The organism is Salinicoccus sp. RF5 (assembly GCF_020786625.1).
Lineage (GTDB): Bacteria > Bacillota > Bacilli > Staphylococcales > Salinicoccaceae > Salinicoccus.
Genome location: NZ_JAJGRC010000001.1, coordinates 820,894 through 845,849, shown reverse-complemented (window position 1 = coordinate 845,849; position 24,956 = coordinate 820,894). Strand labels below are relative to the sequence as shown.

The window sequence follows — 24,956 nt, the reverse complement described above, 5'->3', positions numbered from 1 at the left end:
CTGATCATCCATTATAGCAGACAGGCTGCAAAGCGGAGGACACGCCGCGTTTCATTTTATGGTATATTGGAAGTGTAAAAATGCTCCGGACTCACGCATCCTATTCGCAAAGGGGAATTGCCATGGACAGGATCAATCTGATTACACTCGGTGTAAAGGATATGTCAACTGCAGTCGACTTTTACCGCAAGCTTGGATTTGAAGCATCTCTTGTTGGCAGTGAAGAAGCACTGGAAATCGTATTTTTCAGAATGAAGGGTTCGAAGCTCTCACTCTATCCGTTGGAAAAACTGGCGGAGGAGACCGGACAGCCGGTGCCTGATGGCGGATTCAATGGTTTGACGCTCGCCTATAATGCGAAGTCCGAATCGGAAGTGGACCAGGTTCTCAAGACTGCCGGCAGAATCGGAGGGACGGTTGTGAAGGAAGCGGCCCCGACGGACTGGGGCGGCTATAGCGGCTACTTCACCGATCCAGACGGCCACTACTGGGAAGTGGCATATGGCGCGGACTGGGAATTCGACGATAACGACATGCTGATCATCTGATACAGAAAAAGGGGAACCCGGCCGGGTTCCCCTCTTCATATCGTCCTAGCTGTTCGACGGGCTGTTTGCTGAAATCGTGAATGTCATCGTCGTGTGGCTTCCCGCTTCCTGTACTTTTGTAAACGATGACTCCATGGCGCTGAAGATGTCCGGCACCGTCCCGTCGAGCCGCGTGGCGTAATGGGCTGGGCTCACCGTGACGCCGGCTTCCTTCGACAAGTCGATCTGTTCGTAGATTACATCCATGTAGTTGGTCGTATTCATCGGATAGAGGGCGAACTTGCATCCCGCCTTCTGCTGGATGTCTTTTGAAGGTGCATTCAACCGCTCCGGGGATGCCTCCACGTAGGCATCCCCTGAAGAATCACCCGGACAGCCGATGGAGAACGTTCCGCTCATCTCGACATGTTTCCCCGTCTTGGCTGCCTCAAGATAGATTCCCTGGACGACATCGAATACATGCTCGATCCGACCCCGCACACATGTCGAGACGTCATCCGTCTCCTTCCACACTTTCGATGTGTCGACCTGATCCAGTGCACCGAGGATCACTTCCGCGAAATCATCGCTCATCACACTCAAGTTGAACTGGCAGCCTGCAATCCGTTCTGTTCCGCATTCCTGTACCATAATCATGCCTCCAATGACTTTTATTGAAATGAAAAAGCTGCACTCCCGAGGGAATGCAGCGGATGTATGGAGTGGTGCGGACATACAATGCTGCACTTCCCCACGCTGGTGTTATCCAGATCGGGTGGTAAGGGTCCGGTATCTCCGTCTCAGCCTAAGGCGCCCCCAGTGCATCGGTATGCAGTTTTTCATTACAGTTACCATGATAGTGGATTGGGGCCTGGCGTGTAAAGCGGTATGGAGAGCGTCAGAGGAATCAGTCCCGGGATGTATATTCTGAAGTGGAAGCGCTTGAAGAGGCAGTGCTTTGGAGCGGGCCCTGCGCAAAGTGGTAGAATATAGGGGTGAGAGTAGAAAGGAGGGAGGATATGGCATATATCTCCCTTGTATTTCTGGATGTCATACTGCCGATCCTGATTCTGCTCGGCGTCGGTGTCATCCTCCAGAAGAAGTTCGAATTCCGTCTGCGTCCGATCGCGAATCTTGTCACCTACTGTTTCCTGCCGGCCGCGGTATTCCTGAACATATATGAAGCGGACATCGACTTTGAACTGCTGGGACAGCTCGCATTGTATCTGGTACTGTTCATTACTGCAATGATGGTGGTCGGTGAACTGCTGGCCCGGGGGCTCGGCCTTCGCGGAGGGGAGCGGACCGCGCTCAAGAACAGTGTCTCTCTGATGAACTCCGGCAACTACGGGCTGCCCGTCAGCCATCTCGTATTCAGTGCCAACCCGGTGGGTGTATCTGTGCAGATCATCGTACTCGTCGTCCAGAATCTGCTGACGTTCACATATGGCCTGTACAATCTGCGGTCCAATGCGAAATCCGTCGTGGAACTCTTCCGGGAACTGCTCCGGCTGCCGATCATCTATGCACTGGCGGCCGCGTTCATCCTGCAGGCAATTGACGTCGAACTGCCGAGTTTCATCAGCGTGCCTGTCGAGCAGCTCGCCGGCGGGTTCGCCGCCCTCGCGCTGCTCCTGCTCGGGATGCAGCTCGCACAGATTGAGATCCGTTCCTTCCACAAGGTCATCGCCTGGAGTGCACTCGGGCGGCTGGTCATCGGGCCCGCCGTCGCCCTGGCCATCATATTCATGCTCGGCATCGAAGGCGTCATCGCCCAGTCGCTGTTCATTGCGAGCGCGTTCCCGACCTCGAGGAATACTGCGACGCTTGCACTCGAATACGATGTCGAACCGGAACTCCATGCCCAGGTGGTCCTTTATTCCACGGTACTCAGCAGCATCACCGTGACATTCGTCATCTATCTGTCCATGCAGCTGTTCTAGATGGGGGCGGTTGGAGGGTTAACTGTCACTGAGTGTTCGGGTGAATGACAATTGAAAGGTCCAACTGCCTTAATTTAGACACACTTATCGTGTTTCAGTCATCTCTGGCTGAGGTATATGTATAGTGAATCAGATGGAGTCATCGAAAGGGGAAATGATTTTGGAACTTAAGGATAAAGTTGCGATTGTAACAGGTGGCGGATCAGGTATTGGTTTAGCTACAGCGAAGGCGTTCCTGGATAAAGGCGCGAAAGTCATTGTGGCTGATTACAATGAAGAGTCTGGTAAGAAAGCAGAAGAGAGCCTCAAACAATATGGGGATATCCTGTTTGAGAAAGTGGATGTCTCCGTTGAAGAGGATGTCAAAAACGTCGTTGCTCTCGCCGTTGAAAAGTTTGGACGACTGGATGTCATGTTCAACAATGCCGGAATCGGTGTTCAGGGCGAGACGCACAAGCTTTCCTATGAAGACTACAATAAGGTAATCAAAGTCAATCAGGACAGTGTATTCTTCGGTTCAAAATACGCGATCCCTGAAATGCAGAAGGTGGGCGGCGGTGCAATCATCAATACAGCCTCCATCCTCGGCAGTGTCGGCGAGCCGACAGCATTCGCGTACAACGCGTCCAAAGGCGCCGTGAATCTGATGACGAAATCCGTCGCTTTACAATATGCCAAGGACAACATCCGTGTCAGTGCAGTAGCTCCCGGCTACGTCGAGTCCGGCATGGTGAACAAGGATGCATTAGGTGAGTATTATGATACTCTCGTTGACAAGCACCCAATCGGAAGACTCGGACAACCGGAAGAAATCGCACATGCGGTCGTATTCCTGGCGGAAAATGAATTCACTACAGGCACCACACTTCTTGTGGATGGCGGCTATACAGCCCAGTAATGTAGTGGATATTGGAGGCACCAGACCAAAAGGTCTGGTGTCTTTTTCATTAATGGCTACATCGAGGATGATCAGGTTGAAGGACGGACGCCGGATTGGAAGGAGGATCGATGCCGAACTATATTCAATTCAGCGACCATAGCATCTTCCCTGTCGAAAGTGATCACTTTCATATCCATACCGACAATGACGGTGCATTAGAAATGTTGTGTTAAGAAATATGGACTGCGAATGCTAATTCAAGAAAAACGCATCTAAAGCAAGATAGGGGATACTTACGAAAACCACAAGGAGATAGACGGACAATATTTTACGGTTCTCCATGAACTTCTCGATTGCCGTAGACAGGAATATGAACGACATGGCGAGAAAAAACCATGGTATCAGCCAATCATTGCCGGTGAAGAGAATGTAGAAGGCGAGTCCGCCTATTATCATAGAAAAATGAAACTGATTTCGCGTATCAAGTAATCTCTCCAATCTGCATCTTAAAAGAGTGATATGTGATAGGTCTACTGGTTTCAATGTAACATAAAAATGACCTGGAACCATCCAGGTCATCACTATCAGAAATCATACATCGATTCCTTCTCTTCACGGATGCGCTTGTACGTATCGGTCAGCATGACGGTATCTTCGACCAGTGCATCGAGCCGGAAGATGATGTCGTCATTGACGATTTCCTTATTCATGAAATCCTTCTCTTCAATGAATACATATGTGCTCACGGTCTGTGCCTTCATGTAGCTCAGAATCGGTTTGAGCTGGGTTTCCGGAATGAGGAAATGCTTGGATGTCCCAGCGGTGACGAAGAAGCTTACAATCTTGTCCTGCAGTGCATTGATCGGCAGCAGGTCGAAGACGTTCTTCAGTGTCGCCGGGATGGAGGCCTGGAAAATCGGTGTGCCGATGATGATGGCGTCCGCTTCCATGATGGTTTTTGTGATATATGCCGTATCCCCTTCGTAGTCGAGGTAGTTGCGGCCGTCGCTGAACTGCATGGTGTAGTCGGCGAGGTCGATGAACGTCCAGTCGACATGCGGGTACTGGCTGGTCAATTTTTCGGAAACATATTTCATGGTCGTGCGTGTTTTGGAGCCGACGTTCGAGCCGGAGAGTCCTACAATTTTCATTGGTCAGCCTCCTTTTTTGTGTATTTTCTGATGGCAGGAAGCACTTCTTTGCCGATCCATTCGATGTTCCGCATGAGCTGGTCGAATGGTACGCCGCCGAAGTCCATCTGCCCGATGTAGCGCTGATGGTCGAACTGTTCATGCTGGTAGAGGATTTTTTCTATGACTTCCTGCGGACTGCCGACGTTCAGCACGTTGCGTTTGTCGGCTCCCATGGCGAAGCCGCGTTTCGGGAATCCAGCACCATTTGTTAATTTCATACCTTCATTTATGTGCGGGTAAACCTCCCGCTGTGCCTGCTGCGTCGTTTCGGCGACATGGAAGAAGCCGGCCGTGGCGACGGGGAGCTGCTCCGGATCATGGCCATATTGCCGTGCCGTATCCCGGTACGTGCCGATCGTTTCCTTGAAGTTCTGGGTTGGTCCGGCAAGCATCGCAATCTGCATCGGTACACCGGCGGCACCGGCTTTGACGGCACTCGCAGGATGACCGCCGACAGCGCGCCATATCGGTAATGCGCCGTCGAGCGGACGGGGGAGGACCCGTGCATCTTTGAGGGCGGGGCGGAACTCTCCCTCCCAATTGAGGATTTCATTCTCGTTAATCTTCAGAAGCAGGTCGAATTTCTCTTCGTACAGTGCCTCGTAATCGCTGAGGTCGTACCCGAGCAGGTCGAAGAGGCCGACGCGGGAAGCACGGCCGGCGATGATTTCAGCACGGCCGCCCGAGATGAGGTCGATGGTGGCGAAATCCTCATAAACTCTTACAGGATCCAATGTACTGATGATGGTCGATGAGCTTGAGATCTTTATTTTTTCGGTCGCCTGGGCGATGGCGGAGAGCACTACGGTATGCGCCTGTGTCGCAAAATAGTCCTGGTGGCTCTCGCCGACACTGAAGAAGTCGATGCCAACTTCTTCTGCGAGCTTCGCGAGCTCGATGATTTCATTGATGCGCTGCTGGGCAGAGATCCTTGTTCCGGTCTGTGGATTCGGGAGGTGGTCCCCCAGTGTGTAGAGCCCGAATTCCAGGCCATTATCCTTATTGATGCGGTACTGTTCCATTGAAGTCGTCCTTTCATGTGTCAGGTTGGTACTTTTATTATGTAATGAAATGGATGAAATGAGAAATAATCCGTCCGGATTCGGGCAGGTGGGAATAAAAATACGGCCTAGGACTGATGTTTGGGGAGGGCAGTGCTTAATTGTCATTCGCTGATATGACGAATGACAATTGGGAGTCCAACTGTCACTGGCGGGCGTGACGAATGACAATTGGGAGTCCAACTGTCACTGGCGGGCGTGACGAATGACAATTGGGAGTCCAACTGTCACTGGCGGAAATGACGAATGACAATTGGGAGTCCAACTGTCACTGGCGGAAATGACGAATGACAATTGGCCACCCAAGCCTGCCCATATAAAAAGCTCCAGCACATCCCAAAAAGGGGACGGACTGGAGTTTCATAAGCACTATTCCTTAACGAGGCGCAGCATGGTGCGGTAAAGCAGCTCGGTGCCGACGGCGATGTCGGCGTCTGTGGAGTACTCTGCCGGATTATGGCTGATGCCGTCTTTGCATCTGACGAAGATCATGCCCATGTCGCATGCATCCGCCATGTTGCTGGCGTCATGGAAGGCGCCGCTCATGAGCACGGGAGGCTCGAGGCCCATTTCAGAACTCTCCGACTTCATGATATCCATGATTTCAGGACTGGCATCCTTCGGTGTGGTGCCGCCGTCATCATGGATGGTGTATACGAGTCCGTGTTCGGATGCGGTCCTTTCGATGATGTTCATGAGTGCCTCTTCATAGGTGTTCCTGCGTTCCTGGTCACTGTCCCGAAGATCGATGGTGAAGGTGACGCGCTCAGGGATGATGGAACGCCCGCCCGGGAACACTTCGAGGTCGCCGACTGTGCCGACGGACGGCGCGTCCTTTTCGGACTGGACGAGGCTGTTGAAGGCGGCGATGATGTAGGACGCGCCGACGAGCGGATCACGGCGTTTCCCCATGGGCACTGTGCCGGCGTGGCCGGAGACGCCTGTCAGTTCGACGGTGAGCCACCTGGGTCCGGCGATGCCGCTGACGATACCGACGGGTACATCCGCCGCTTCCAGGTTCGGGCCCTGCTCGATGTGCATCTCCACATAGGCCTTGAGGTCATCGGGATTGTATTCCGATGCCTCGAGCTTATCGGGGTCGGCGCCGAATTCGATCAGTGCCTGCCGCCGGGTCACACCTTCAGCGTCCGTACGTTCAAGCTCACCCTGTTCGAGCTTGCCGAGGATGCCGCGGGAGCCGAACAGGCCGACGCCGAAGCGATGGCCCTCCTCATCACAGAAGGACATGACTTCGACTGGAACGTCGGGTTCGATGCCCTGTTCCATCATAGTCTGGACCGCCTCCAGCCCGCCGAGCACACCGATGGTGCCGTCGAAGCGGCCGCCATATGGCTGGGAATCGATGTGGGAGCCAAGCATGACAGCCGGAGCATTTTCATCCTTCCCTTCAAGCCTGCCGATCAGATTGCCGAAGTTATCGTAGCGTGTCTTGAGGCCGGCCGCATCCATCCATTTGCGGACGAGGTCCATGCCTTCCCTATATTTTTTGGAGAGGGCCAGGCGGTTGACCCCCGTCTCCTCGATCTTTCCGATTTCCGCGAGTGCATGTATGCGTTCCGATAGCCGTGATGCATTGATTGTGTGCATTGTATTATTCATCTATTCGAGATTTCCTTTCTTTTTCTCCATGAAGAGTACGACTGCGATGGTGAGCGCCACGCAGAGTGCAATCTTGATCAGGCTGAAGATGGGTGAAAAGAGCACCGCCATACCGATGACGAGTGCGATGACACCGTATTTCGGTGTGCGATACGCGAACTGTCCAAGCACGGCCCCGAAGATGGACGGCAGGACGAAGCCGAACATGCCTTCCACGAATGGCGGGAACATGGAAATCAGGTATGTACCACCGATGATCATGATGACGAGCAGGATGATGTTGGTGAGTGACGCGACTGCGATGCCGAATACACCGGCGACTTCCGCCTTCTGGGACCCGGGCGCCGCGTCGACCGACTTCTGTGCTGCAGACGAGCAGGGCAGGCACATGTTGGCGATATTGCCTGTCAGGAAGGCAAGGTATGTGCCGGCAACGCCGAGTGTCGGGTAGTAGGTGATCGGTTCGAGCACCCACATGATGCCGATGAATGATGCATAGCCGACGAGGCCGGTTGCGATGACGCCCCAGCCCGGATGGGCATCCAGAACGAATGAAATATAAAGTGGTGGAATGAGTGACATGATGATGATGACGAGAAGCGTCAGCCGGCCCCAGAAGTGGGAGCGTCTGTAGAACACTTCCATGGATGAAGCTTCAGTTCCGCTGATCCGTGGATCAGCGGCAACATTTGCTGTCTGATCTGCTGTGTTGTTCATATAAAAACCCCTTTGTCTTTTATTCTACATGATGAACGTGGTCAGATAGCCGGTGGTCATGCCGATGAGCAGAGCGAAGCCGAGGGCCCATTCCTTGAGCCAGCTGATGTCGCGGTGATCGGCATATTTCATCATGGCAACCATGGCAGCAAGCGCCACGACACCTGCCACCGTGTGGTTCGGTCCGTTGACCATCTGCTGGCTGGCCAGGTAGGCGAACGCCCCGAGCATGGCGGCCAGTGCAACGCTTGCCATGATCTTCGGATTGCGCTTTTGGATCTTCTCCTGCGTCTTACCCATCGATTTCGTGAACACCATCGTAAAGATGAGCCATCCCGTACCGCCGAGGAACATCGTCCACATGACGGCGGCGAGCGCCTCGATCGGGAAGTTCTCGGCCCCGAGCTCAACCCCGAATGCCGATGCCCCGATTGATGCGGCGCTGGATTCCGTTGCGGCCGACCCGATGATGCCGATGCGCATGAGCGTGATCGGCGAGCCGATCAGGGCAATCAGTGAGATAAGCACGATGGCGATGCCGAAAGATGGTCCGATGGAGCTGATGAAGCCTGCACGGATGGCGGTTTTGACCTCCTGTTTCGTCAAGTCCGCTTCAGGTGCAGAACGTGCTGCGATCCATAGGAATATGATGGCCTGAAAAGCCACGATGGCGACGATGATGAATGCGAAAATCCAGAATGCGGTACTATTTGCGATCTGTAGAATATCTCCCATTGATGAATCCCCCTTTGTTTATGGTACTTCCTATGAAGCCTATTCCCCGAGATAGTCGAGGACGGTGCCGATGAAGAGTTTGCCGATACGGAGCATCGCTTCCTCATCGACGTTGAATTTCGGATGGTGGTGCGGATATACATCTGACGGGTCCGGCATGGCACCGCCGACCCAGACGAACGACCCCGGGGCTTTGTGGAGGTAGTATGAGAAGTCCTCCATGCCCATCATCGGGGTCATTTCATACACCAGGTCCTCCCCGAAGAGGGAACGGGCCACACGCGCGATGCGCGCCGTCTCGGCTTCGTCATTGACGACTGCCGGATAGCCTTTGATGTAGTTCACGGTGGCCGAAGCCCCGAGGCCTTCACATGTCGATCTGGCCACCGAGCGGATGGATGCCTCGACGTTTTCACGCACCTCCGGCTTGAAAGTCCGGGCGGTCCCTTTGAGGAAGGCTGTATCGGGAATGACATTGAAGCTGTCGCCGGCCTGGAAGGTGGCGACGGTCACGACAGCCGCTTCGAGGGGATCCGTCTGGCGGCTGACGATCTGCTGGAGTGATGCCATCAGCTGGCCCCCGATGGCCACGGGATCGACGGTCAGGTGCGGCATGCCGGCATGTCCGCCGGCCCCATGTATGGTGATTTCGAAATTGTCCCCGTTCGCCATCGACGGACCGGCGCAATGGCCGACCCGACCAAGCGGCTCCTTGGAATTCACATGGGCCCCGAATACCGCATCGACGCCTTCCATGCAGCCGTCCTCCACCATGAATTTGGCACCCCCTGGCACAAGTTCCTCAGCGAACTGGTGGATGAAGACGACATTCCCCGTCAGTTCCTCCCTGAACTCGCTCAATACTTTCGCGACATGGAGCAGGCCGGATGTGTGGACATCGTGGCCGCATGCGTGCATGATTCCGTCCACCTTCGAACGGTAGGGCACTTCATTTTCCTCATGGATCGGGAGCGCATCGAAGTCGGCACGGAGCGCGACGGTCTTCCCCGGTTTACCGCCGTGGAGGGTGGCGACCACGCCGCGTTCTCCGACTTCCGTCTGCACTTCAAGTCCGAGCGCCTTCAGGAAGGTGGCGACCTTCTTCGGTGTATCGACCTCGTGGAAGGAAAGCTCCGGATACATATGCAGATCCCGCCGGAATTCGACCATGTCCGGGTAGAGTGCTTCGAGCCGTTCAAAAAGTTTCTCCTGCAATATAATCATCCCCCTGCTTAATATTTCTTATAATTCAGAATATTTAATGTTGTATCCACTGTCAAGGCAATATTGAAGCGGCAAATCGGCAAAATTATGGTTCTGGCTCATATTTTGTTAAGATATAGGTGAATAACATGTTTTTTAAAAAGGGAAGGGATCATATGACAGAAAGTGGATGGCACTTGGAACACAGTTATGCCAGTCTGCCTGAGATATTCTATAAAGAAACACAGCCGGAGCGTGCCGAGTTTCCCGAGCTTGTACTGTTCAACTGGAACCTGGCTGAAACGCTCGGTCTTGATTCAAGAAGTCTGCAGCTGACTTCAAGTGAGGTCTTTTCCGGCAATACGATTCCGGAAGGCGGTCTGCCGATTGCACAGGCCTACGCCGGTCACCAGTTCGGCAGCTTCACGATGCTTGGCGACGGCCGGGCGATCCTCCTCGGGGAACAGGTGACGCCGGACGGGAAACGGTTCGACATCCAGTTGAAGGGGGCTGGACGCACGGCATTCTCCAGGATGGGTGACGGCCGGGCGCCGCTTGGACCGATGCTCAGGGAATATATCATCAGCGAGGCGATGCACGCACTCGGCATCCCCTCGACCCGTGCCCTCGCCCTGGTGACGACAGGTGAGGCGGTAAGCCGTTCGAAGATGCTGCCTGGTGCGGTGCTGACCCGTGTGGCGGAGAGCCACCTGAGGGTGGGTACGTTCGAATATGCGGCACGGACGGAAGATGAAGGAAATGTCAAAGTGCTTGCCGACTATGCCATCAGACGGCATTATCCCGAGATTGTGGATGAAACGGATGAGGATAAATATAAGAAGTTCCTGGATGCTGTCATCGACCGCCAGGCATCGCTCATCAGCAAGTGGCAGCTGGCGGGATTCGTGCATGGTGTGATGAATACGGACAATATGACGATCAGCGGTGAGACAATCGACTATGGGCCATGTGCCTTCATCGACACCTACGACCCGGAGGCATCCTTCAGTTCGATCGACATCAATAAGCGCTATCGTTACCGCAACCAGCCGGGCATCGCCCAGTGGAACCTTGCCCGGTTTGCAGAAACATTGCTGCCGCTCCTCGACCCGGATAAGGAAAAAGCGGCGGAGATCGCCCAGCAATCATTGAGTGCATTCGGTCAGCTCTATAATGAATACTGGCAGGCCGGCATGCGTGATAAGCTCGGGCTGGTGAGTGGAGAAAAGTCGGATGACGATATTGCGATGGAACTGCTCGATCTCATGGCACATCATAAGGCGGACTACACACAGACGTTCAGGATGCTGTCGCTCGATGCCCCTGATGATGTCTCGTTCAGCGGCAGTGAGCGCTTCAAGGACTGGCACAGCAGATGGACGGCCCGTCTCGAGGCGCAGGAAGCGACACTCGAGGCCGCCCACATACTCATGCGGAGTGTGAATCCGGCGGTCATCCCCCGGAACCACCTGGTGGAGGAGGCACTCGACCTCGCCGTGGAGCAGGGCGACTACAGCAAGGCGTCCAAGCTCATCGAAGTGCTGTCGAATCCGTTCGACGATGGGCATGATAAAGAATACAAGATGCCGCCGGATGATGACGACAAAGTCCATATGACATTTTGCGGTACATGATGATATGAAGAAAAGCGTATTCCCGCGGGAATACGCTTTTTTTGTGATTTTTTGGAGTTAATGGTTGTTGAGTGGCATGCTCAGTGACAATTGGACACCCCGGGATAGCCTCTATTTACGGCCTTTCACATTGAAGAAGTCGCCGCCCTTCTTCTTCTCGTCATCGGTGCCCCAATCGGTGACATCGGCTTTCTTCACCAGGTGGGGGATATGCTTGGAGCAATGGATGTAGGCTTCATCCACACTGATCTTCACCCAGCGCTCGGCACGCCCATGCTCTTCTGCATGCATCTGCTGGATTTCGTCGGCATCGAGCCCGATGGCGGGGAGGTCTTCATTTTCTATGATTGCGGCACTGCCGTTTACATGCAGCCCTATGTGATGGGTGAAGAAGTCGATGAACATCAGTCCGATGTGCGGGTTCTCGGAGATGTTGCCGAGACTTGCCATGACACCATTGCCGCGGTATTCGGGGTAGAGGAGGGTATATGCATCGAGTACCCTCACAAATCCGGGGTCGCCGGCGCGGAGTGAATTGTCGCAGTTGCCTTTGGCATCGGACGTCGAGATGAAGACCATTTCCTGGTCTGAAATGAACTGCGCCATATCAGTATTCAGATGATCGATCATCTGGTTCGTGTAGAATGCATCGGCACGTCTTTTCGTGCCGTATCGTGACTGGAGGGTGCGTTCGCCTTGGGACATGGGAGCCTTCCTTTCATATGTAGACATAAAAAGAGTGGGCACGGATGTGATGATCCGTGCTCACTGTCATGTCAGAGTACCTTTTCGATGTCTTTCTTCATTTTGAGTGGGGATGTGGTCGGTGCCACACGGGAGATGACGTTGCCGTCACGGTCGACGAGGAATTTTGTGAAGTTCCATTTGATCTTGTCGCCCATCAAGCCATCTGCTTCTTTTCTCAGATGCTTGAAAAGTGGGTGGGCGTTTTCTCCGTTGACGTCGATGATGTCATGGATGTCGAAAGTGACACCATGGTTGATGCGGCATGCCTCTTCTGCATCCTGGCCCGATCCCGGCTCCTGGTTGTTGAACTGGTTGGATGGGAAGCCGAGGACCACGAGGTCCTGATCCTTATATTCCTGGTGGAGGGCTTCCAGGTCATCATACTGTCCGCGCAGCCCGCACTGGCTTGCCGTGTTCGCGATCAGCATCGGCCGTCCTTTGTACTTGTCGAGTGAATAGGTTTCGCCGTTCGCCTTCTTGACTTCTATATCATAGATACTCATACGATTGCTCCTTTATGGGGTGATATCTATATTATATGTAATCCCGACCGCGAGCTCCATTGATTCGGCTCGCGATTCGAGATTATCCCATTTCCTGGTCTGATTGCGGATAGGAGAAGAAGGCTGCCCTGCTGCTGTCGGCAAAGCCGCATTCCATGCATACGTATTTATGTGCCTTCCCCTCAAGGAAACATTTGACGATATCTTTGTGCATGCAATCCTCGCTGCGCTTCAGATCGCCTTTAATCTGCTTCTCCGCAAGCATGTCTTTAATCTGCTCACTTGCGTACTTTTCCATTGTCCTTTCCTCCTCTTTGTATGAGTATCCCATGAATTTTCTTCAATGCATTGATACTGTTACATATCCGTTTTTGGAACAATTAATCATCCTAAAGTGAACTTTTACAATTAAACCGTTTCCATATTACACAAATCTACTGCCTGTCTGTTATATTCAAACAAATCCATCTTATCGGGACATGTGATTATGCTATGATATATTCTAACTACTCATCCGTATGAAATGGGGGATTGCCGATGACAGCTGAAATGATTTTTGTTGCCCTGATGATAGTGCTGATGCTGCTTGGTCTGCTGATGGAGGTTGCGCGGGCCGACCTGATTGTCTTCTTCTTCCTGGTCGTCTTCCTGCTGACAGGCATCATTTCAACGGAACAGGCATTGAGCGGCTTCTCAAATGAAGGGATGCTCACCGTCCTGCTGCTCTTCATCGTTGCGGGTGCCATACAGAAGCATGGGATCATAGAAAACTACATCGACCGTCTGCTCAGTGACCACAGAGGGACGAAGCGGTCGATGATCAAGCTCCTCGCCCCGATTTCACTGTTTTCGGGGTTTCTCAATAATACGCCGATCGTAGTAACGCTCACACCGATACTGAAGAACTGGTGCCAGCAGAATGGGATCGCACCATCGAAATTCCTGATCCCGCTGTCCTATGTGACGATTCTCGGGGGCACCATCACACTGATCGGCACATCGACGAACCTGGTGGTGCACGGGCTGTTGATCCAGTCCGGGCGGGAAGGCTTCGGCTTCTTCCAGCTTTCAGTCGTCGGTCTGCCGATTGCGGTCGCCGGCCTGATCTATATTTTCACCCTTGGCTACCGCCTGCTGCCGGACACGCTCGGCGCCAAGGAGCAGATACGCAAAGAAGTGAAGGAGTTTCTGGCGGAAGCGGTGATCGAAAAGGGTTATGAACACGTCAATGGCAGGATCGTCGATGCGGTGAACAACTCATTGAAGGGTATATACATCATCGAGATCATCCGCAACGACACCCGCATCTTCCCCGTGACACCGAACACCATCATAGAGGAAGGGGACCACCTGCTGTTCTCGGGAACGCTCAATACGATCGCGTCCGTGCAGAAGCAGAAGGGCATCACCCTGAAGACAGGTACCGACCAGACACTTGACAGTCTGAAGGACGACAAGTTCGAGCTGATCGAGGCGGTCATCTCCCACCAGTCGGGTCTGGTGGGGAAATCGGTGAAGTCTGCCAGTTTCCGTTCCAAATACAATGCCGGCGTCATCGCTGTGCACCGCAATAATGAACGGATCAAGGGCCGCGTCGGCGAAATCATGCTCAAGCCGGGGGATACGATACTGCTGCTCGCCGGCAATGATTTCATGGAGATGCATATGCATTCCATCGACTTCTATGTCGTCACTTCGCTGTCGCCGCCGGAACCGCTGAATCAGAGCAGCGCCAAAGGCTGGGCAGGACTCGCGCTGCTGCTCGTCATGATTTCATCGGTCACACTCGGATTCCTGTCGATGTTCGAAGCGATGCTGATAGCGGTCATCCTGCTCATGCTCTTCAAATTCATCGATGCCGACGAGATGCTGAGCTACATCCAGTTCAACGTCATCCTGCTCATCGCCAGTGCATTCGGTGTGGGGGCGGCGATGATGGAATCGGGCCTCGCCCAGTTCCTGGCAGAAAATATGCTGATGATCGCAAGGCCGCTCGGTGTCATCGGCGTCATCGCAATCCTCTACATCATGACGAACATCTTCACTGAACTCATCACCAACACCGGTGCAGCCGTGCTGATGTTCCCGATTGCGATGGAGATGGCCACACAGATGGATATGGACTACATGGGCCTAACGGTCACCATCGCCATCGCCGCTTCCGCAAGCTTCATCACACCAATCGGCTATCAGACGAACCTGATCGTCTATGGGCCGGGCGGGTACAAGTTTACAGACTACATCAAAGTGGGCGTCCCGCTGTCATTGATGACGATGGTGATCTCCACACTGATCATCTATACCGTATGGTTCTAGAATAAAGTACACAGGGAAAGAAAGGATAGAAGAAGATGAAATTGGGCATCCTGGATCAAATGCCGCAGCCGAAGGGCAAGACGGCTGAAGAGACGGCATCACATACGATTGAAATGGCACAGAAGGCGGAGCGTCTTGGATACGAACGCTACTGGTTTGCAGAGCATCATGCTACGCGCGGCATGGCATCAAGTGCACCGGAGATCATGATGGCTGCAGTGGCTTCCCGGACCAGCAGGCTCAAAGTGGGCAGCGGGGGCATCCTGCTGCCGCAGTACAGCTCGTTCAAGGTCGCTTCACAGGTCGCACAGCTCGAGTCGCTCTTCCCTGGCCGCATCGAAGCAGGTGTCGGGCGTTCGCCCGGCGGCGGGGAGTTCCTCCGCAGGCTGCTGGCTGACGGCAAGCCGAACCAGATGGCCGAATATCCGGATAAATTGAAGGATCTGATCCAGCACCTGGACGGCAGTGCGAAGGTGCGGGCCGCGCCGCGTACCACTGGACGCCCGGAGCTCTTTTCGCTCGGCCTTGGAGAGAACAGTGCAGTACTTGCCGGCATACTCGGCATCGGATACGTATTCGGCCACTTCATCCGCCCTGACCGCGGCGTGGAGGCGTTCCGCGCCTACCATGATGCATTCGAACCAGGGTTCATGGAAAAGCCCGTCGCCCGTGCATGTGTCTTCGTCGTTTGCGGTGAGGATGATGCCCATGCAGAGACGCTCGCAAAGGAACAGGACATCTGGCTCCTGAACGTGGAGAAGGGGCTCGACAGCCAGGTTCCGACGCCGGAGGCGGCACAGAAGAAGTATGGAAAGCTGACGGGTAAGGAACATGAAAAAGTGGCGGAGAACCGCCGGCGCATGATCATCGGCGGACCGGAGACAGTCCAAAGGGAGCTCGACCACTACCGGGAGCTTTATGGATGCGACGACTGGCTCATCCTGTGCAATCTCCATGATTGGAAGGAGAAGCAGCGTTCATTCGAACGGCTTGCCGGAATTTATCTACAGCAGCCCTGATATGATATTGTAAAAGTGCCTTGCTTAATCGCTTTCATCGTCAACGACCTTTATGCTATATTAGCTTAGTTGACTTTAGAAAGAGGTGTTGCATCATGGAATTTACAATATGGAATCTTGTGACCGATCTCGGTCTCATTGCGATGCTGCTGCTCGTCGGGATGTTCCTGCGTGCGCGCATCGGCCTCCTGCAGCGTTCATTCATGCCGGCAAGCATCATCGCCGGCATACTCGGTCTGATCCTCGGGCCGAATATGCTCGGCTTACTGCCGTTTTCAGCGTTCATCGGAGATTATCCCGGTGTCCTGATCGCAATCGTGTTCGCTGCGATCCCGCTCACTACGGGACGTTTTAACATCAGGAAGATGATCAATAAGGTCGGGGGTCTTTGGTCGTATTCACAGATTGCGATGCTCCTGATGTGGGGTCTCGGGCTGTTGTTTGCATTGGTGCTTCTTGTGCCGGCATTTGATGTGCACACAGGCTTCGGCCTCATCCTTGCCGCCGGATTCGTCGGCGGACACGGCACCGCCGCTGCACTCGGGGATGCATTTGTCCAGCAGGGCTGGGAAGAAGCCACTTCCCTTGCGATGACATCTGCAACGCTTGGTGCCATACTGGCCATCGGGGTCGGTCTGGCCCTGATCAGGAAAAGTGCGAACGAAGGCTATGCGAATTACATTTCAAGATTCGATGAGCTGCCGGAGGAACTGAGGACCGGCCTCATCCCGGAAGACAAACGTGAGTGGGGCGGAAAGGATACAGTATCCGCGATTTCCATCGATCCGCTCGTCTTCCATATGGCGCTCGTCGTCTTCGTCACGATGATCGGCTACTACTTGAGCCAGTTCGGAGAATCACTATATGAAGGACTTGCCATACCTGCATTCTCCCTCGCTTTCCTCGTCGGATTGGCCTTGAGCCTGCTGCTTCAGGCAGCCGACATGGACAAATACATCGATAAGAGTGTGATGGCTAAGGTGAGCGGCAGTGCTACCGATGTTCTCGTGGCATTCGGCATCGCCTCCATCAACCTGACGGTCGTCGCACAGAACCTGGTGCCGTTCCTCATATTGATGGCGTTCGGGATTCTGTTCACATACACCTTCTACCGGCTCGTCTCCCAGTATTATTTCCAGGAGCAATGGTTTGAAAAAGGCATATTCACATTCGGATGGATTACAGGCGCCGTCGCAATGGGCATCGCCCTGCTCCGCATCGTCGATCCGAAGCTCGAAAGTGGCACACTCGAAGATTACGGGCTTGCCTATATCCCGATCGCACCTGTTGAAATTGCGCTGATCACTTTCGCGCCGCTCTTCATTCTGAATGGGCAGCATTGGCTGTTCACGGTAATCACAATCGCCTTGAGCATTGCCATCATCATCTTCTCGTATACAAGAGGATGGCTGCATTTAAAGAGGAATGCATAGATGTAGAATAAGAAGGCCCGCTCCCGGATAAGGGGCGGGCTTTTATGATGGGAAAAGAGGGGAGAGGGCGCTAATTGTCACTCGTAGTTTCCGCCAATGACAGTTGGAGGTCTAATTGTCACTCGTAGTTTCCGCCAATGACGATTGGAGGCCTAACTACTCTGCTGCAACAAGACAAGCATCAAGTATTTGTATTATACTGGAAATATACGATATGAATGGAGGCGGATTATGGAGACGGCAAATATACTTGCATGGACGCTACAGTTCGAGACGGATATCCCAAATGACATCGCTGATATTCTGATAGGGGACGAACGTCCGATTGCTGCATACAAGACGTTGAGGGACGCAGCAATCTTCACCGACAAACGTATGATCATCCGTGATGCCCAGGGCATGACTGGCAAGAAGGTGGAAATGTATTCCCTCCCGTACAGTTCCATCGACATGTGGTCGACGGAGAATGCGGCGGGCATGTTCGATGTGAATGCAGAAGTGGAACTATGGACGAAGGTGGGCCACATCAAACTCAACCTCGGCAAGAAAGTGGATATACGCAAATTTGATCGGCTCATCGCTGAAGCCGTACTGAAATAGCAAAACGCCTTCCACGAGGGAAGGCGTTTTTTTTGTGTGCTACCTGTACATTTCTTCAACCTGATCCAGAATGCCTGCCTTACTCAGATAATCTCTCGGGGCGAGGAACGTGACGGTGACGACACCGGGGTTCCGACCGATATCGATGGAGCCTGTAATTGTCGCACGGTTCATGACTTCCGGCACATCAATCTTGAAGAGGGAGGCTGCGCGTTCCATGCCATTGAGAGTCGCTCCATTCAGATCGGCACCTGTACCGACGAAAGAAACCGGGTACGTCTTCTCGATTTCTTCAATACGCCACTCTGCTGCCAGGGCCTGCGCCTTCTCAATCTCCTTCTCGGTAAATGGTTTAGCGAGTACAGGGAGGTCCTCCTCAAGAGGAAGGATGATGGGTCCTTCGATGACGAGGTTCTTTATGATCTCGACCCTCAAGTCGACGATGCCTGATACATCTGTCGTGTGGCCTGCAATTTCACCGTTCCCCTGCATGGCGTGCATATCTCCGAGATAGACGCCGCCCCCCTGCACTTTGACGGGGCAGATGACTGTCACACCTTCACGTACCCGGTTGATGTCCATATGGCCATCGGTGCGGTCGACCAGCTGATCTTCCGTAATGCCGTATTCATGGGGGGCATCAATCAGGAACTGGCCGAAGTCCCCCGCATTATGGGAATCCGGGAAAGGTCTCGCAGGAGTGGTTCCCAACTGCCCCAGGAATGGGACGACACGCGCCAGGGCGCCGACGATATCGTGGGGAGCAAAGGTGACGACTGGATTCTGTATGGAGTTTTCCGGTGTAGACATGTAGCGTTTCGCTTCATGTGCAATATTTTCCGCTCCTTCCTTACCCAAAGTCAGGCCGAACGTCCGTTTTTCATCGAAAGCCATCGTATATGCATTGGTGAAGGTGAAGGGAGTGACATCTTCCCCGCATTCCACGCACCTGACTGCCCCCTGGCCGATGCCTTCGATTCTTGAGCGAGGGTTCTTTGCACCACAGTTCGGGCAGATACCGGCGACGAATGGATCACCTGTGAACCTGCCTTCCATCGGCTTATCGTTGCCGGAAGCCGTAGCCATCGAAGTTACACGTATCGAGTTGATATGGATTGCTATGGCATCGCCAACTTCTGCGCCCTCGACGAATACCGGTTTCGTCACTTCATGACCGCCTTTAAGCTCAGGCGTGATCATTGGCCCCCAGCAGCCGGGGGCCGTGTTGGCGACGATATGGCCGCCATCCTTGACGGTATACTGCATCTCCTCGCCTGGATCGAGGATTCCATTGGTGAACTGGTCGACATAGACTGTCTGCTTCGCTTGCCGCTCTGACATTTGAATCATCCCCTTTATAGTGTTATCTCTATTTTACCACGGTCGGAAGGCATATAAGAGTGCAAGGCTCATTATTTTCTGAAAATTCACCGAAATTGCAAATGAAGTAGGCAAATCAGGGAAAAACTTAATAATCTTCCATGAAAATTCTAATTTAAAATAATTTACAAAAATAAAACCTGGTAATCATTAGTAAGTGTTGAGCCACAGTACCGTCAGAGGGTCTCATAATGAATATACTGAATTTTTGTCGATGAAAAATTTTTCAAAGATATGACCACCCTTGAGTGAGAGATTAATAGGCAGGGCGCCATGCATTCTTTTTAATAAAATATGCATAATTGACATGTGCAGAATATTAAGGAACAGTAGATTAAATCTAAATAAGGGATATATAATTTCATACAATCGTTTAAAAATAAAAGTAATAGCTTGTAAATATTTCAACTGTTCATAATATTTGTATAATTTATATTGTAAAGGTACACTCCATGTTATATAATGATAGCAAGTTAAAAGTGACAGAGGAAAAGGGAAATGGACTTTGCATAACATGAAAGTTTGCTACATTATTTAATTATTTATAAAGCTTCAAGCCAAGCAGGAGGAGGATCGTGAATGGTGCATGAAGCTTTATTATAATAATAAATATTTTGAATAACATATATCTATACAGCGTCTCATATGTATTGTACGAAAGTTCGAGCAGGATTCCTCAGCACAAATGAAGTTGCATTCTGCACGCAGACCAGCTTTTCCTTGGTCGGGGGTCCTTTGTGGTTAGTGGCTGGTTTCAGGGCAATCTTAAGGGGATTTTTGTGTGGGAAAAATGAACTGAGCAGAAGACAGAGAGAAGCTAGGGGATCGGTTGAGGATCATTCTCCGTCCATGACATCCACTGTGGTCTCATCCACACCACAATGGAATAAGTGAGAAAGGGAAATTTATGCATCTCAAATGTAAGAGAGAAAGAGACCATTTGAGATGCCTTTTTTATTGGTCTTTCAAATAAATGCCTATTTGGGGATACATCTCATATACTGGGATGTTTTTATTATGGGGAAATTTAAAAATAATATTTATATATATGAATATTTATGTAATAATATGTATCATAATGAAAAAGGGACTGATCAGAATGAAAGAGACTTTATTTGAGCAGCTGGAGAATCTATTCCCCGAGATGGTGAAGGCGCGCAGGCATCTGCATATGTACCCGGAACTATCCTTCAAGGAGCAGTTTACGCCGGAGTATGTCAGGCAGCACCTGGAATCACTCGGGATTGAATACAGGACCCATGTCGGCGGTAACGGTGTAGTCGGCACCCTGCATGGGGGGAAGCCGGGACCGACGGTGGCGCTGCGTGCGGATTTTGATGCCCTTCCGATCCAGGACGAGAAAGATGTTCCATATAAATCGACGATTGACGGTGTGAGCCATGCGTGTGGACATGATGTGCATACAGCCGCTCTGATGGCGGTTGAGACTGTGCTTGCAGGTGTGAAGGAGGAGTTGGCGGGCACTGTGGTGTTCATTCACCAGTTCGCAGAGGAGCTGCCGCCGGGTGGTGCCCAGCTGATGATTGCCGATGGCTGTCTGGAAGGTGTGGATTACATATATGGTGCCCACGTATGGGCAGATGACGACTATGGAACAATCGGCTTCATACCGGGACCGGCGATGGCAGGCGGGGATAATTTTGAAATCACCATCCAGGGGAAGGGTGGACACGGCGCCATTCCCCACACTACAGTAGATCCGCTTGTGACGATGAGTCAGCTTGTGGTGAACCTGCAGCAGATCGTCAGCCGCAAGATGGACCCGAACACAGCGAATGTCGTCACGATCGGGAAGTTCCATAGCGGGGAGGCGACGAATGTCATTCCAGATACGGCAACGATTTCTGGGACGACGCGTACATTCGATGCGGAATCGAAGGATGTTATGGAGCAGTGGATCCGAATGATGAGTGAATCGACGGCCGCACAGAATGGCGCGGCGGCAAAGGTTGACTTTACGTACGGCTGTGTACCGCTGATCAACAGTGAAGCGGAGACGGAACAGCTCAAAGTGCTTGCGGAACAACATCTGCCGGACATGACGATGGAGGAGAAGATACCGATGATGACTTCTGAGGATTTTGCCTACTACCTTGAGCATGTGCCAGGTTCCTTCTTCTTCGTGGGGGCACGCAATCCGGAGGTCGATGCCGTCCATCCGCATCACCATCCGAAATTCGATGTGGATGAACGTGCCATGATTGAAATCGGCAAAGTCTTCATCCTCGCGGTGCTGCATCATATGGATGGACTGGAGGTTGCGGATTGTGAAACAGCAGAAGCATCCAAATAAAAGGCGTCTTGAGATGCCGGATACATATGTCATCCTGTTCCTTGTACTTGTGGCAACGGCGATCGCAACATATTTCGTACCTGCCGGGGCATTTGAGAGGGAACAGGTGGACGGTGTCGAGCGTGTGGTTTCAGGCACATACGAGAGTACTGCACAGGATCCGGTCGGCTTCATGGATGTATTCATGGCCCTGCAGACCGGGATGGTCGAATCGGCTGGACTCATATTCCTTGTGCTGTTTGCCGGAGGCATGTTCGAAGTGGTTGAACGTTCCGGGGCGATAACCGGAGGCATCATGAGTGCAGTGGATAAGATGCGCGGCAGGGAATTCCTGCTCATTGCTGTCATCTCCATCCTGTTTGCACTGGGCGGTGCAACCGGGGCCGTGGCGAACTCAGTCATTCCGTTCGTCGCCATCGGCGTCATGCTGGCACGTGCCCTGAAGCTCGATGCGATTGTTGCGGTCTCCATCACGTTTGGCGCGACATTCATCGGTTTTGCAGCTGGGTTCCTGAACCCATATACGGTCGGCATCGCGCATGCGATTGCAGAGCTGCCGCTTTTCTCCGGCATGCTTTTCAGGGTCATTTCATTTATACTGCTGGTCGGTGTGACCATCTGGTACACGTGGGTCTATGCCAAACGCATCATGCGTGATCCGTCACGCAGCCTGATGGGCATCCTTGAAGATGAAGGGGACGTGGTGGAAATGAAGGATGCGCCGTTCACCCTGCGCCATAAACTCATACTGGCCTGGGTGGCGGCAGCACTGGCTTTCTTCGTATTCGCCGTCATCCAGTTCCAATGGACAACGAACCATATGGCAGCGTTCTTCATCATCATTGGTCTTGTAGCAGGTATCATTGCCGGCATGAACTATAATAAGCTCACTCTGACGTTTCTTGAAGGATGCAAGAATCTGGTCTACGGCGCACTGATCATCGGGGTGGCCCGTGCGGTGCTTGTCGTGATGGAGCAGGCAAACATTCTGGATACCATCGTCAATGCCCTGTCAGTGCCTCTCGGTGCCCTGACACCTGTGCTGGCAGCAATCGGCATGTTCATCGCAAACACCGTATTCAACTTCTTCGTGCCTTCGGGAAGTGGTCAGGCGGCGATCATCATGCCGATCCAGACACCGCTTGCCGACATGATCGGCGTTACACGCCAGGTGGCCGTCCAGTCGTTCCAGTTTGGCGACGGCTTCTCCAACAGCATCTTCCCGACTTCCGGGCCGCTGATGGCGAGTCTCGCAGTCGCAGGCGTGCCATGGATCAAGTGGGCAAAGTGGCTGCTGCCGCTGTTCCTCATCTGGTCGGTCATTGCAATGTCCGTACTTGCCATCGGCGTCATGATCAACTGGGGTCCTCTATAGGAAACGAACCGGCATCGGAAGTGGATGCCGGTTTTCCATATGGTGTAAAATTCATATGGAAATATTCTAAAAAATATGATATCTTCATCTAGTGTCAATAGAAAGCGTTTTCTGGGAGGTAGAGAAATTGTCAAAGTTTAAGAATACATATCAGAATATGTGGCGGGAGTCCAAACGGACGAAGTCACTGCTCAAATTCTTCAGTGTGGATGAAGCCAAGAAGCACGCTGAACAGGGCAACCGTGGTCCTGTAAATGAAGGGCCGGAGCAATCCTATGGACGCATGCAGTTGGTGGGGCTGATCCTCGGGCCGCTGCTGTTCATACTCACGCTCCTTTTCCTGAATACCGAGGGGCTCGACTCAGCCGGGGTATTTGTCGTGGCATCCACATTATGGATTGCGACATGGTGGATTACGGAAGCCATTCCGATTCCGGCGACATCGCTTCTGCCATTGTTCCTCTTCCCGTTGGGCGGGGTCATGGACAGCGGGACGACGACCAGCGCCTACGGCAACGACATCATCTTCCTCTTCCTTGGAGGATTCCTGCTGGCACTTGCCATGGAGAGATGGAACCTGCACACGCGGATTGCACTGACGATCATCAAGGCAATCGGCACGACGACGGCGACCATCCTGCTCGGCTTCATGATAGCGACGGGCGTATTGTCCATGTTCGTCAGCAACACTGCAGCAGTCATGATCATGATTCCGATCGGTATGGCGATCATCAGCGAAGCACACTCGCTGTCGAAAAATGATCTTGATGACAACCTGCGCAAGTTCGAAAAATCACTGGTACTCGGCATCGGTTATGCTGGAACGATCGGCGGCCTCGGTACATTGATCGGTACGCCGCCGCTCATCATCATGTCCGGCCAGCTCCAGGAGCTCTTCGGCATCGAGATGAGTTTTGCACAGTGGATGCTGTTCGGTGTTCCGATCGTCATCATCTTCCTGCTCCTGGCATGGGCCTACATGCATTTCTTCTCATTCAAGCATGGCATGGACCATCTGCCGGGGGGACGTGAGATCATCACCAGTGAGCTTGACAAACTCGGAAAGATCACACGGGAAGAGATTCTTGTCCTCATCGTCTTCCTGTTCGCAGCATTCATGTGGATCACCCGTGGGTTCATCTGGTCGAACTGGTCTGTGACGGAGATGCTTACGGACGGCGCGATTGCAATGATGGCGTCGGTCATCCTGTTCCTGCTGCCGACAAAAAGGAAGTCGAAACGCATACTCGACTGGTCTGTTGCCCGTGACCTGCCATGGGGCGTACTGCTGCTCTTCGGTGGCGGTCTCGCACTGGCAGCAGCGATTGTGGAGACGGGGGTCGACCAATGGCTCGGTGAACTTCTGACGGCTGTCGAAGGCATTCATATCGTCATCATCATCTTCATTGTTGCACTTGGTATCCTGTTCCTGACGGAAATCACATCCAATACCGCAACAGCAACAATGATCCTGCCGGTACTTGCCGGTCTGACGATTGCACTGGAAGTGCACCCGCTGTCATTGATGGTGCCGGCCGCCATGGCTGCAAACTGTGCATTCATGCTGCCGGTCGGGACACCGCCGAACGCCATCGTCTTCGGTACACAGAAGATCAGCATCCAGGAGATGGCCAAGACGGGCTTTGCCCTGAACATCGTCGGGGTCATCCTGATCGTAGCATTCGTATACTTCCTGATGCCGTTCATCTTCGGCATCGACCTGTTGAACTATAGTGGATAACAGATGAAAAGTGGC

General features: G+C 52.8%; 24 protein-coding genes and 1 riboswitch. Of the genes, 12 read left to right on the top strand and 12 right to left on the bottom strand.

Going from position 1 to position 24,956, the window contains the following annotated elements; translation table 11 throughout:
• Positions 1-122 precede the first annotated feature (122 nt).
• Positions 123-548 (top strand): VOC family protein, encoded by a 426-nt coding sequence (locus LLU09_RS04460; protein WP_040106866.1) that lies wholly within the window; start codon positions 123-125, stop codon positions 546-548.
• Between the two features lie 45 nt (positions 549-593).
• Here LLU09_RS04460 and LLU09_RS04455 read toward each other — a convergent pair whose 3' ends face one another.
• Positions 594-1,178, bottom strand: coding sequence for a Ykof family thiamine-binding protein (locus tag LLU09_RS04455; RefSeq protein ID WP_228310636.1), 585 nt, complete (start codon positions 1,176-1,178; stop codon positions 594-596).
• An 80-nt stretch (positions 1,179-1,258) separates the two neighbouring features.
• Positions 1,259-1,355: riboswitch (TPP riboswitch) on the bottom strand.
• 191 nt (positions 1,356-1,546) lie between these two features.
• Here LLU09_RS04455 and LLU09_RS04450 point away from each other — a divergent pair.
• The 3 genes from LLU09_RS04450 to LLU09_RS04440 all read left to right on the top strand — a co-directional run bounded on the left by LLU09_RS04450 (position 1,547) and on the right by LLU09_RS04440 (position 3,583).
• On the top strand, positions 1,547-2,470 hold the full coding sequence (locus LLU09_RS04450) for an AEC family transporter (RefSeq protein ID WP_228310635.1): 924 nt from the start codon (positions 1,547-1,549) through the stop codon (positions 2,468-2,470).
• Between the two features lie 160 nt (positions 2,471-2,630).
• A complete protein-coding gene (locus tag LLU09_RS04445; RefSeq protein WP_228310634.1) occupies positions 2,631-3,368 on the top strand; it encodes an SDR family NAD(P)-dependent oxidoreductase in 738 nt (245 codons plus the stop codon).
• 110 nt (positions 3,369-3,478) lie between these two features.
• Positions 3,479-3,583 carry a ZinT/AdcA family metal-binding protein gene (locus LLU09_RS04440; protein WP_228310633.1) on the top strand — a complete coding sequence of 35 codons (105 nt, stop codon included), beginning with the start codon at positions 3,479-3,481 and terminating at the stop codon, positions 3,581-3,583.
• A gap of 19 nt (positions 3,584-3,602) precedes the next feature.
• Here LLU09_RS04440 and LLU09_RS04435 read toward each other — a convergent pair whose 3' ends face one another.
• The 7 genes from LLU09_RS04435 to LLU09_RS04405 form a co-directional block, all read right to left on the bottom strand.
• Positions 3,603-3,806, bottom strand: a complete 204-nt coding sequence (locus tag LLU09_RS04435) for a hypothetical protein (RefSeq protein WP_228310632.1) — start codon at positions 3,804-3,806, stop codon at positions 3,603-3,605.
• A gap of 128 nt (positions 3,807-3,934) precedes the next feature.
• Positions 3,935-4,501 (bottom strand): NADPH-dependent FMN reductase, encoded by a 567-nt coding sequence (locus LLU09_RS04430; RefSeq protein ID WP_228310631.1) that lies wholly within the window; start codon positions 4,499-4,501, stop codon positions 3,935-3,937.
• On the bottom strand, positions 4,498-5,565 hold the full coding sequence (locus tag LLU09_RS04425; RefSeq protein ID WP_228310630.1) for an LLM class flavin-dependent oxidoreductase: 1,068 nt from the start codon (positions 5,563-5,565) through the stop codon (positions 4,498-4,500). The genes LLU09_RS04430 and LLU09_RS04425 overlap by 4 nt, the downstream gene beginning before the upstream one ends.
• A gap of 408 nt (positions 5,566-5,973) precedes the next feature.
• Complete coding sequence (locus LLU09_RS04420; protein WP_228310629.1) at positions 5,974-7,224, bottom strand: M20 family metallo-hydrolase; 1,251 nt, start codon at positions 7,222-7,224, stop codon at positions 5,974-5,976.
• Positions 7,225-7,941: a small-conductance mechanosensitive channel gene (locus LLU09_RS04415; protein ID WP_228310628.1), complete on the bottom strand. Its 717-nt coding sequence runs from the start codon at positions 7,939-7,941 to the stop codon at positions 7,225-7,227. It lies immediately after the preceding gene.
• A gap of 24 nt (positions 7,942-7,965) precedes the next feature.
• Positions 7,966-8,676 (bottom strand): DUF5058 family protein, encoded by a 711-nt coding sequence (locus tag LLU09_RS04410; RefSeq protein WP_228310627.1) that lies wholly within the window; start codon positions 8,674-8,676, stop codon positions 7,966-7,968.
• 39 nt (positions 8,677-8,715) lie between these two features.
• On the bottom strand, positions 8,716-9,891 hold the full coding sequence (locus LLU09_RS04405) for a M20 metallopeptidase family protein (protein ID WP_304612935.1): 1,176 nt from the start codon (positions 9,889-9,891) through the stop codon (positions 8,716-8,718).
• Positions 9,892-10,055: 164 nt separating this feature from the next.
• Between LLU09_RS04405 and LLU09_RS04400 the strand changes: the two genes are divergently transcribed.
• A complete protein-coding gene (locus tag LLU09_RS04400; RefSeq protein WP_228310625.1) occupies positions 10,056-11,513 on the top strand; it encodes a protein adenylyltransferase SelO in 1,458 nt (485 codons plus the stop codon).
• Positions 11,514-11,624: 111 nt separating this feature from the next.
• Here LLU09_RS04400 and LLU09_RS04395 read toward each other — a convergent pair whose 3' ends face one another.
• The 3 genes from LLU09_RS04395 to LLU09_RS04385 all read right to left on the bottom strand — a co-directional run bounded on the left by LLU09_RS04395 (position 11,625) and on the right by LLU09_RS04385 (position 13,061).
• Positions 11,625-12,218 (bottom strand): pyridoxamine 5'-phosphate oxidase family protein, encoded by a 594-nt coding sequence (locus tag LLU09_RS04395; protein ID WP_228310624.1) that lies wholly within the window; start codon positions 12,216-12,218, stop codon positions 11,625-11,627.
• Positions 12,219-12,289: 71 nt separating this feature from the next.
• Positions 12,290-12,763: a glutathione peroxidase gene (locus tag LLU09_RS04390; protein WP_040106880.1), complete on the bottom strand. Its 474-nt coding sequence runs from the start codon at positions 12,761-12,763 to the stop codon at positions 12,290-12,292.
• An 82-nt stretch (positions 12,764-12,845) separates the two neighbouring features.
• A complete protein-coding gene (locus LLU09_RS04385; RefSeq protein WP_175287737.1) occupies positions 12,846-13,061 on the bottom strand; it encodes a hypothetical protein in 216 nt (71 codons plus the stop codon).
• Positions 13,062-13,300: 239 nt separating this feature from the next.
• Here LLU09_RS04385 and LLU09_RS04380 point away from each other — a divergent pair, with 239 nt between their 5' ends.
• The 4 genes from LLU09_RS04380 to LLU09_RS04365 all read left to right on the top strand — a co-directional run bounded on the left by LLU09_RS04380 (position 13,301) and on the right by LLU09_RS04365 (position 18,131).
• Positions 13,301-15,079 carry an SLC13 family permease gene (locus LLU09_RS04380; RefSeq protein ID WP_228310623.1) on the top strand — a complete coding sequence of 593 codons (1,779 nt, stop codon included), beginning with the start codon at positions 13,301-13,303 and terminating at the stop codon, positions 15,077-15,079.
• Between the two features lie 35 nt (positions 15,080-15,114).
• A complete protein-coding gene (locus LLU09_RS04375; protein WP_228310622.1) occupies positions 15,115-16,098 on the top strand; it encodes an LLM class flavin-dependent oxidoreductase in 984 nt (327 codons plus the stop codon).
• A gap of 95 nt (positions 16,099-16,193) precedes the next feature.
• Entirely contained in the window at positions 16,194-17,531 is a 1,338-nt protein-coding gene (locus tag LLU09_RS04370) for a sodium/glutamate symporter (RefSeq protein ID WP_228310621.1), read from the top strand.
• A 231-nt stretch (positions 17,532-17,762) separates the two neighbouring features.
• Complete coding sequence (locus LLU09_RS04365) at positions 17,763-18,131, top strand: PH domain-containing protein (protein ID WP_228310620.1); 369 nt, start codon at positions 17,763-17,765, stop codon at positions 18,129-18,131.
• A 39-nt stretch (positions 18,132-18,170) separates the two neighbouring features.
• Here the strand turns inward: LLU09_RS04365 and LLU09_RS04360 are convergent, their stop codons facing one another.
• Positions 18,171-19,472 (bottom strand): acetamidase/formamidase family protein, encoded by a 1,302-nt coding sequence (locus LLU09_RS04360; RefSeq protein ID WP_228310619.1) that lies wholly within the window; start codon positions 19,470-19,472, stop codon positions 18,171-18,173.
• Positions 19,473-20,589: 1,117 nt separating this feature from the next.
• Here LLU09_RS04360 and LLU09_RS04355 point away from each other — a divergent pair.
• The 3 genes from LLU09_RS04355 (at position 20,590) to LLU09_RS04345 (ending at position 24,941) form a co-directional block, all read left to right on the top strand.
• Positions 20,590-21,825 (top strand): M20 metallopeptidase family protein, encoded by a 1,236-nt coding sequence (locus tag LLU09_RS04355; protein ID WP_228310618.1) that lies wholly within the window; start codon positions 20,590-20,592, stop codon positions 21,823-21,825.
• A complete protein-coding gene (locus LLU09_RS04350; protein ID WP_228310617.1) occupies positions 21,800-23,200 on the top strand; it encodes a YfcC family protein in 1,401 nt (466 codons plus the stop codon). Before LLU09_RS04355 ends, LLU09_RS04350 begins: the two co-directional genes overlap by 26 nt.
• Positions 23,201-23,357: 157 nt before the next feature.
• Positions 23,358-24,941, top strand: coding sequence for an SLC13 family permease (locus LLU09_RS04345; protein WP_228311122.1), 1,584 nt, complete (start codon positions 23,358-23,360; stop codon positions 24,939-24,941).
• Positions 24,942-24,956: the final 15 nt, after the last annotated feature.

Bases quoted from the DNA above. Each gene is read 5' to 3' on its own strand.
- LLU09_RS04375 (WP_228310622.1), top strand. From the start codon at position 15,115: ATGAAATTGGGCATCCTGGATCAAATGCCGCAGCCGAAGGGCAAGACG.
- LLU09_RS04365 (WP_228310620.1), top strand. From the start codon at position 17,763: ATGGAGACGGCAAATATACTTGCATGGACGCTACAGTTCGAGACGGAT.
- LLU09_RS04440 (WP_228310633.1), top strand. From the start codon at position 3,479: ATGCCGAACTATATTCAATTCAGCGACCATAGCATCTTCCCTGTCGAA.
- LLU09_RS04455 (WP_228310636.1), bottom strand. From the start codon at position 1,178: ATGGTACAGGAATGCGGAACAGAACGGATTGCAGGCTGCCAGTTCAAC.
- LLU09_RS04435 (WP_228310632.1), bottom strand. From the start codon at position 3,806: ATGATAATAGGCGGACTCGCCTTCTACATTCTCTTCACCGGCAATGAT.
- LLU09_RS04425 (WP_228310630.1), bottom strand. From the start codon at position 5,565: ATGGAACAGTACCGCATCAATAAGGATAATGGCCTGGAATTCGGGCTC.
- LLU09_RS04430 (WP_228310631.1), bottom strand. From the start codon at position 4,501: ATGAAAATTGTAGGACTCTCCGGCTCGAACGTCGGCTCCAAAACACGC.
- LLU09_RS04450 (WP_228310635.1), top strand. From the start codon at position 1,547: ATGGCATATATCTCCCTTGTATTTCTGGATGTCATACTGCCGATCCTG.
- LLU09_RS04360 (WP_228310619.1), bottom strand. From the start codon at position 19,472: ATGTCAGAGCGGCAAGCGAAGCAGACAGTCTATGTCGACCAGTTCACC.
- LLU09_RS04400 (WP_228310625.1), top strand. From the start codon at position 10,056: ATGACAGAAAGTGGATGGCACTTGGAACACAGTTATGCCAGTCTGCCT.
- LLU09_RS04345 (WP_228311122.1), top strand. From the start codon at position 23,358: ATGTGGCGGGAGTCCAAACGGACGAAGTCACTGCTCAAATTCTTCAGT.
- LLU09_RS04395 (WP_228310624.1), bottom strand. From the start codon at position 12,218: ATGTCCCAAGGCGAACGCACCCTCCAGTCACGATACGGCACGAAAAGA.
- LLU09_RS04370 (WP_228310621.1), top strand. From the start codon at position 16,194: ATGGAATTTACAATATGGAATCTTGTGACCGATCTCGGTCTCATTGCG.
- LLU09_RS04410 (WP_228310627.1), bottom strand. From the start codon at position 8,676: ATGGGAGATATTCTACAGATCGCAAATAGTACCGCATTCTGGATTTTC.
- LLU09_RS04355 (WP_228310618.1), top strand. From the start codon at position 20,590: ATGAAAAAGGGACTGATCAGAATGAAAGAGACTTTATTTGAGCAGCTG.
- LLU09_RS04390 (WP_040106880.1), bottom strand. From the start codon at position 12,763: ATGAGTATCTATGATATAGAAGTCAAGAAGGCGAACGGCGAAACCTAT.
- LLU09_RS04420 (WP_228310629.1), bottom strand. From the start codon at position 7,224: ATGAATAATACAATGCACACAATCAATGCATCACGGCTATCGGAACGC.
- LLU09_RS04460 (WP_040106866.1), top strand. From the start codon at position 123: ATGGACAGGATCAATCTGATTACACTCGGTGTAAAGGATATGTCAACT.
- LLU09_RS04385 (WP_175287737.1), bottom strand. From the start codon at position 13,061: ATGGAAAAGTACGCAAGTGAGCAGATTAAAGACATGCTTGCGGAGAAG.
- LLU09_RS04380 (WP_228310623.1), top strand. From the start codon at position 13,301: ATGACAGCTGAAATGATTTTTGTTGCCCTGATGATAGTGCTGATGCTG.
- LLU09_RS04415 (WP_228310628.1), bottom strand. From the start codon at position 7,941: ATGAACAACACAGCAGATCAGACAGCAAATGTTGCCGCTGATCCACGG.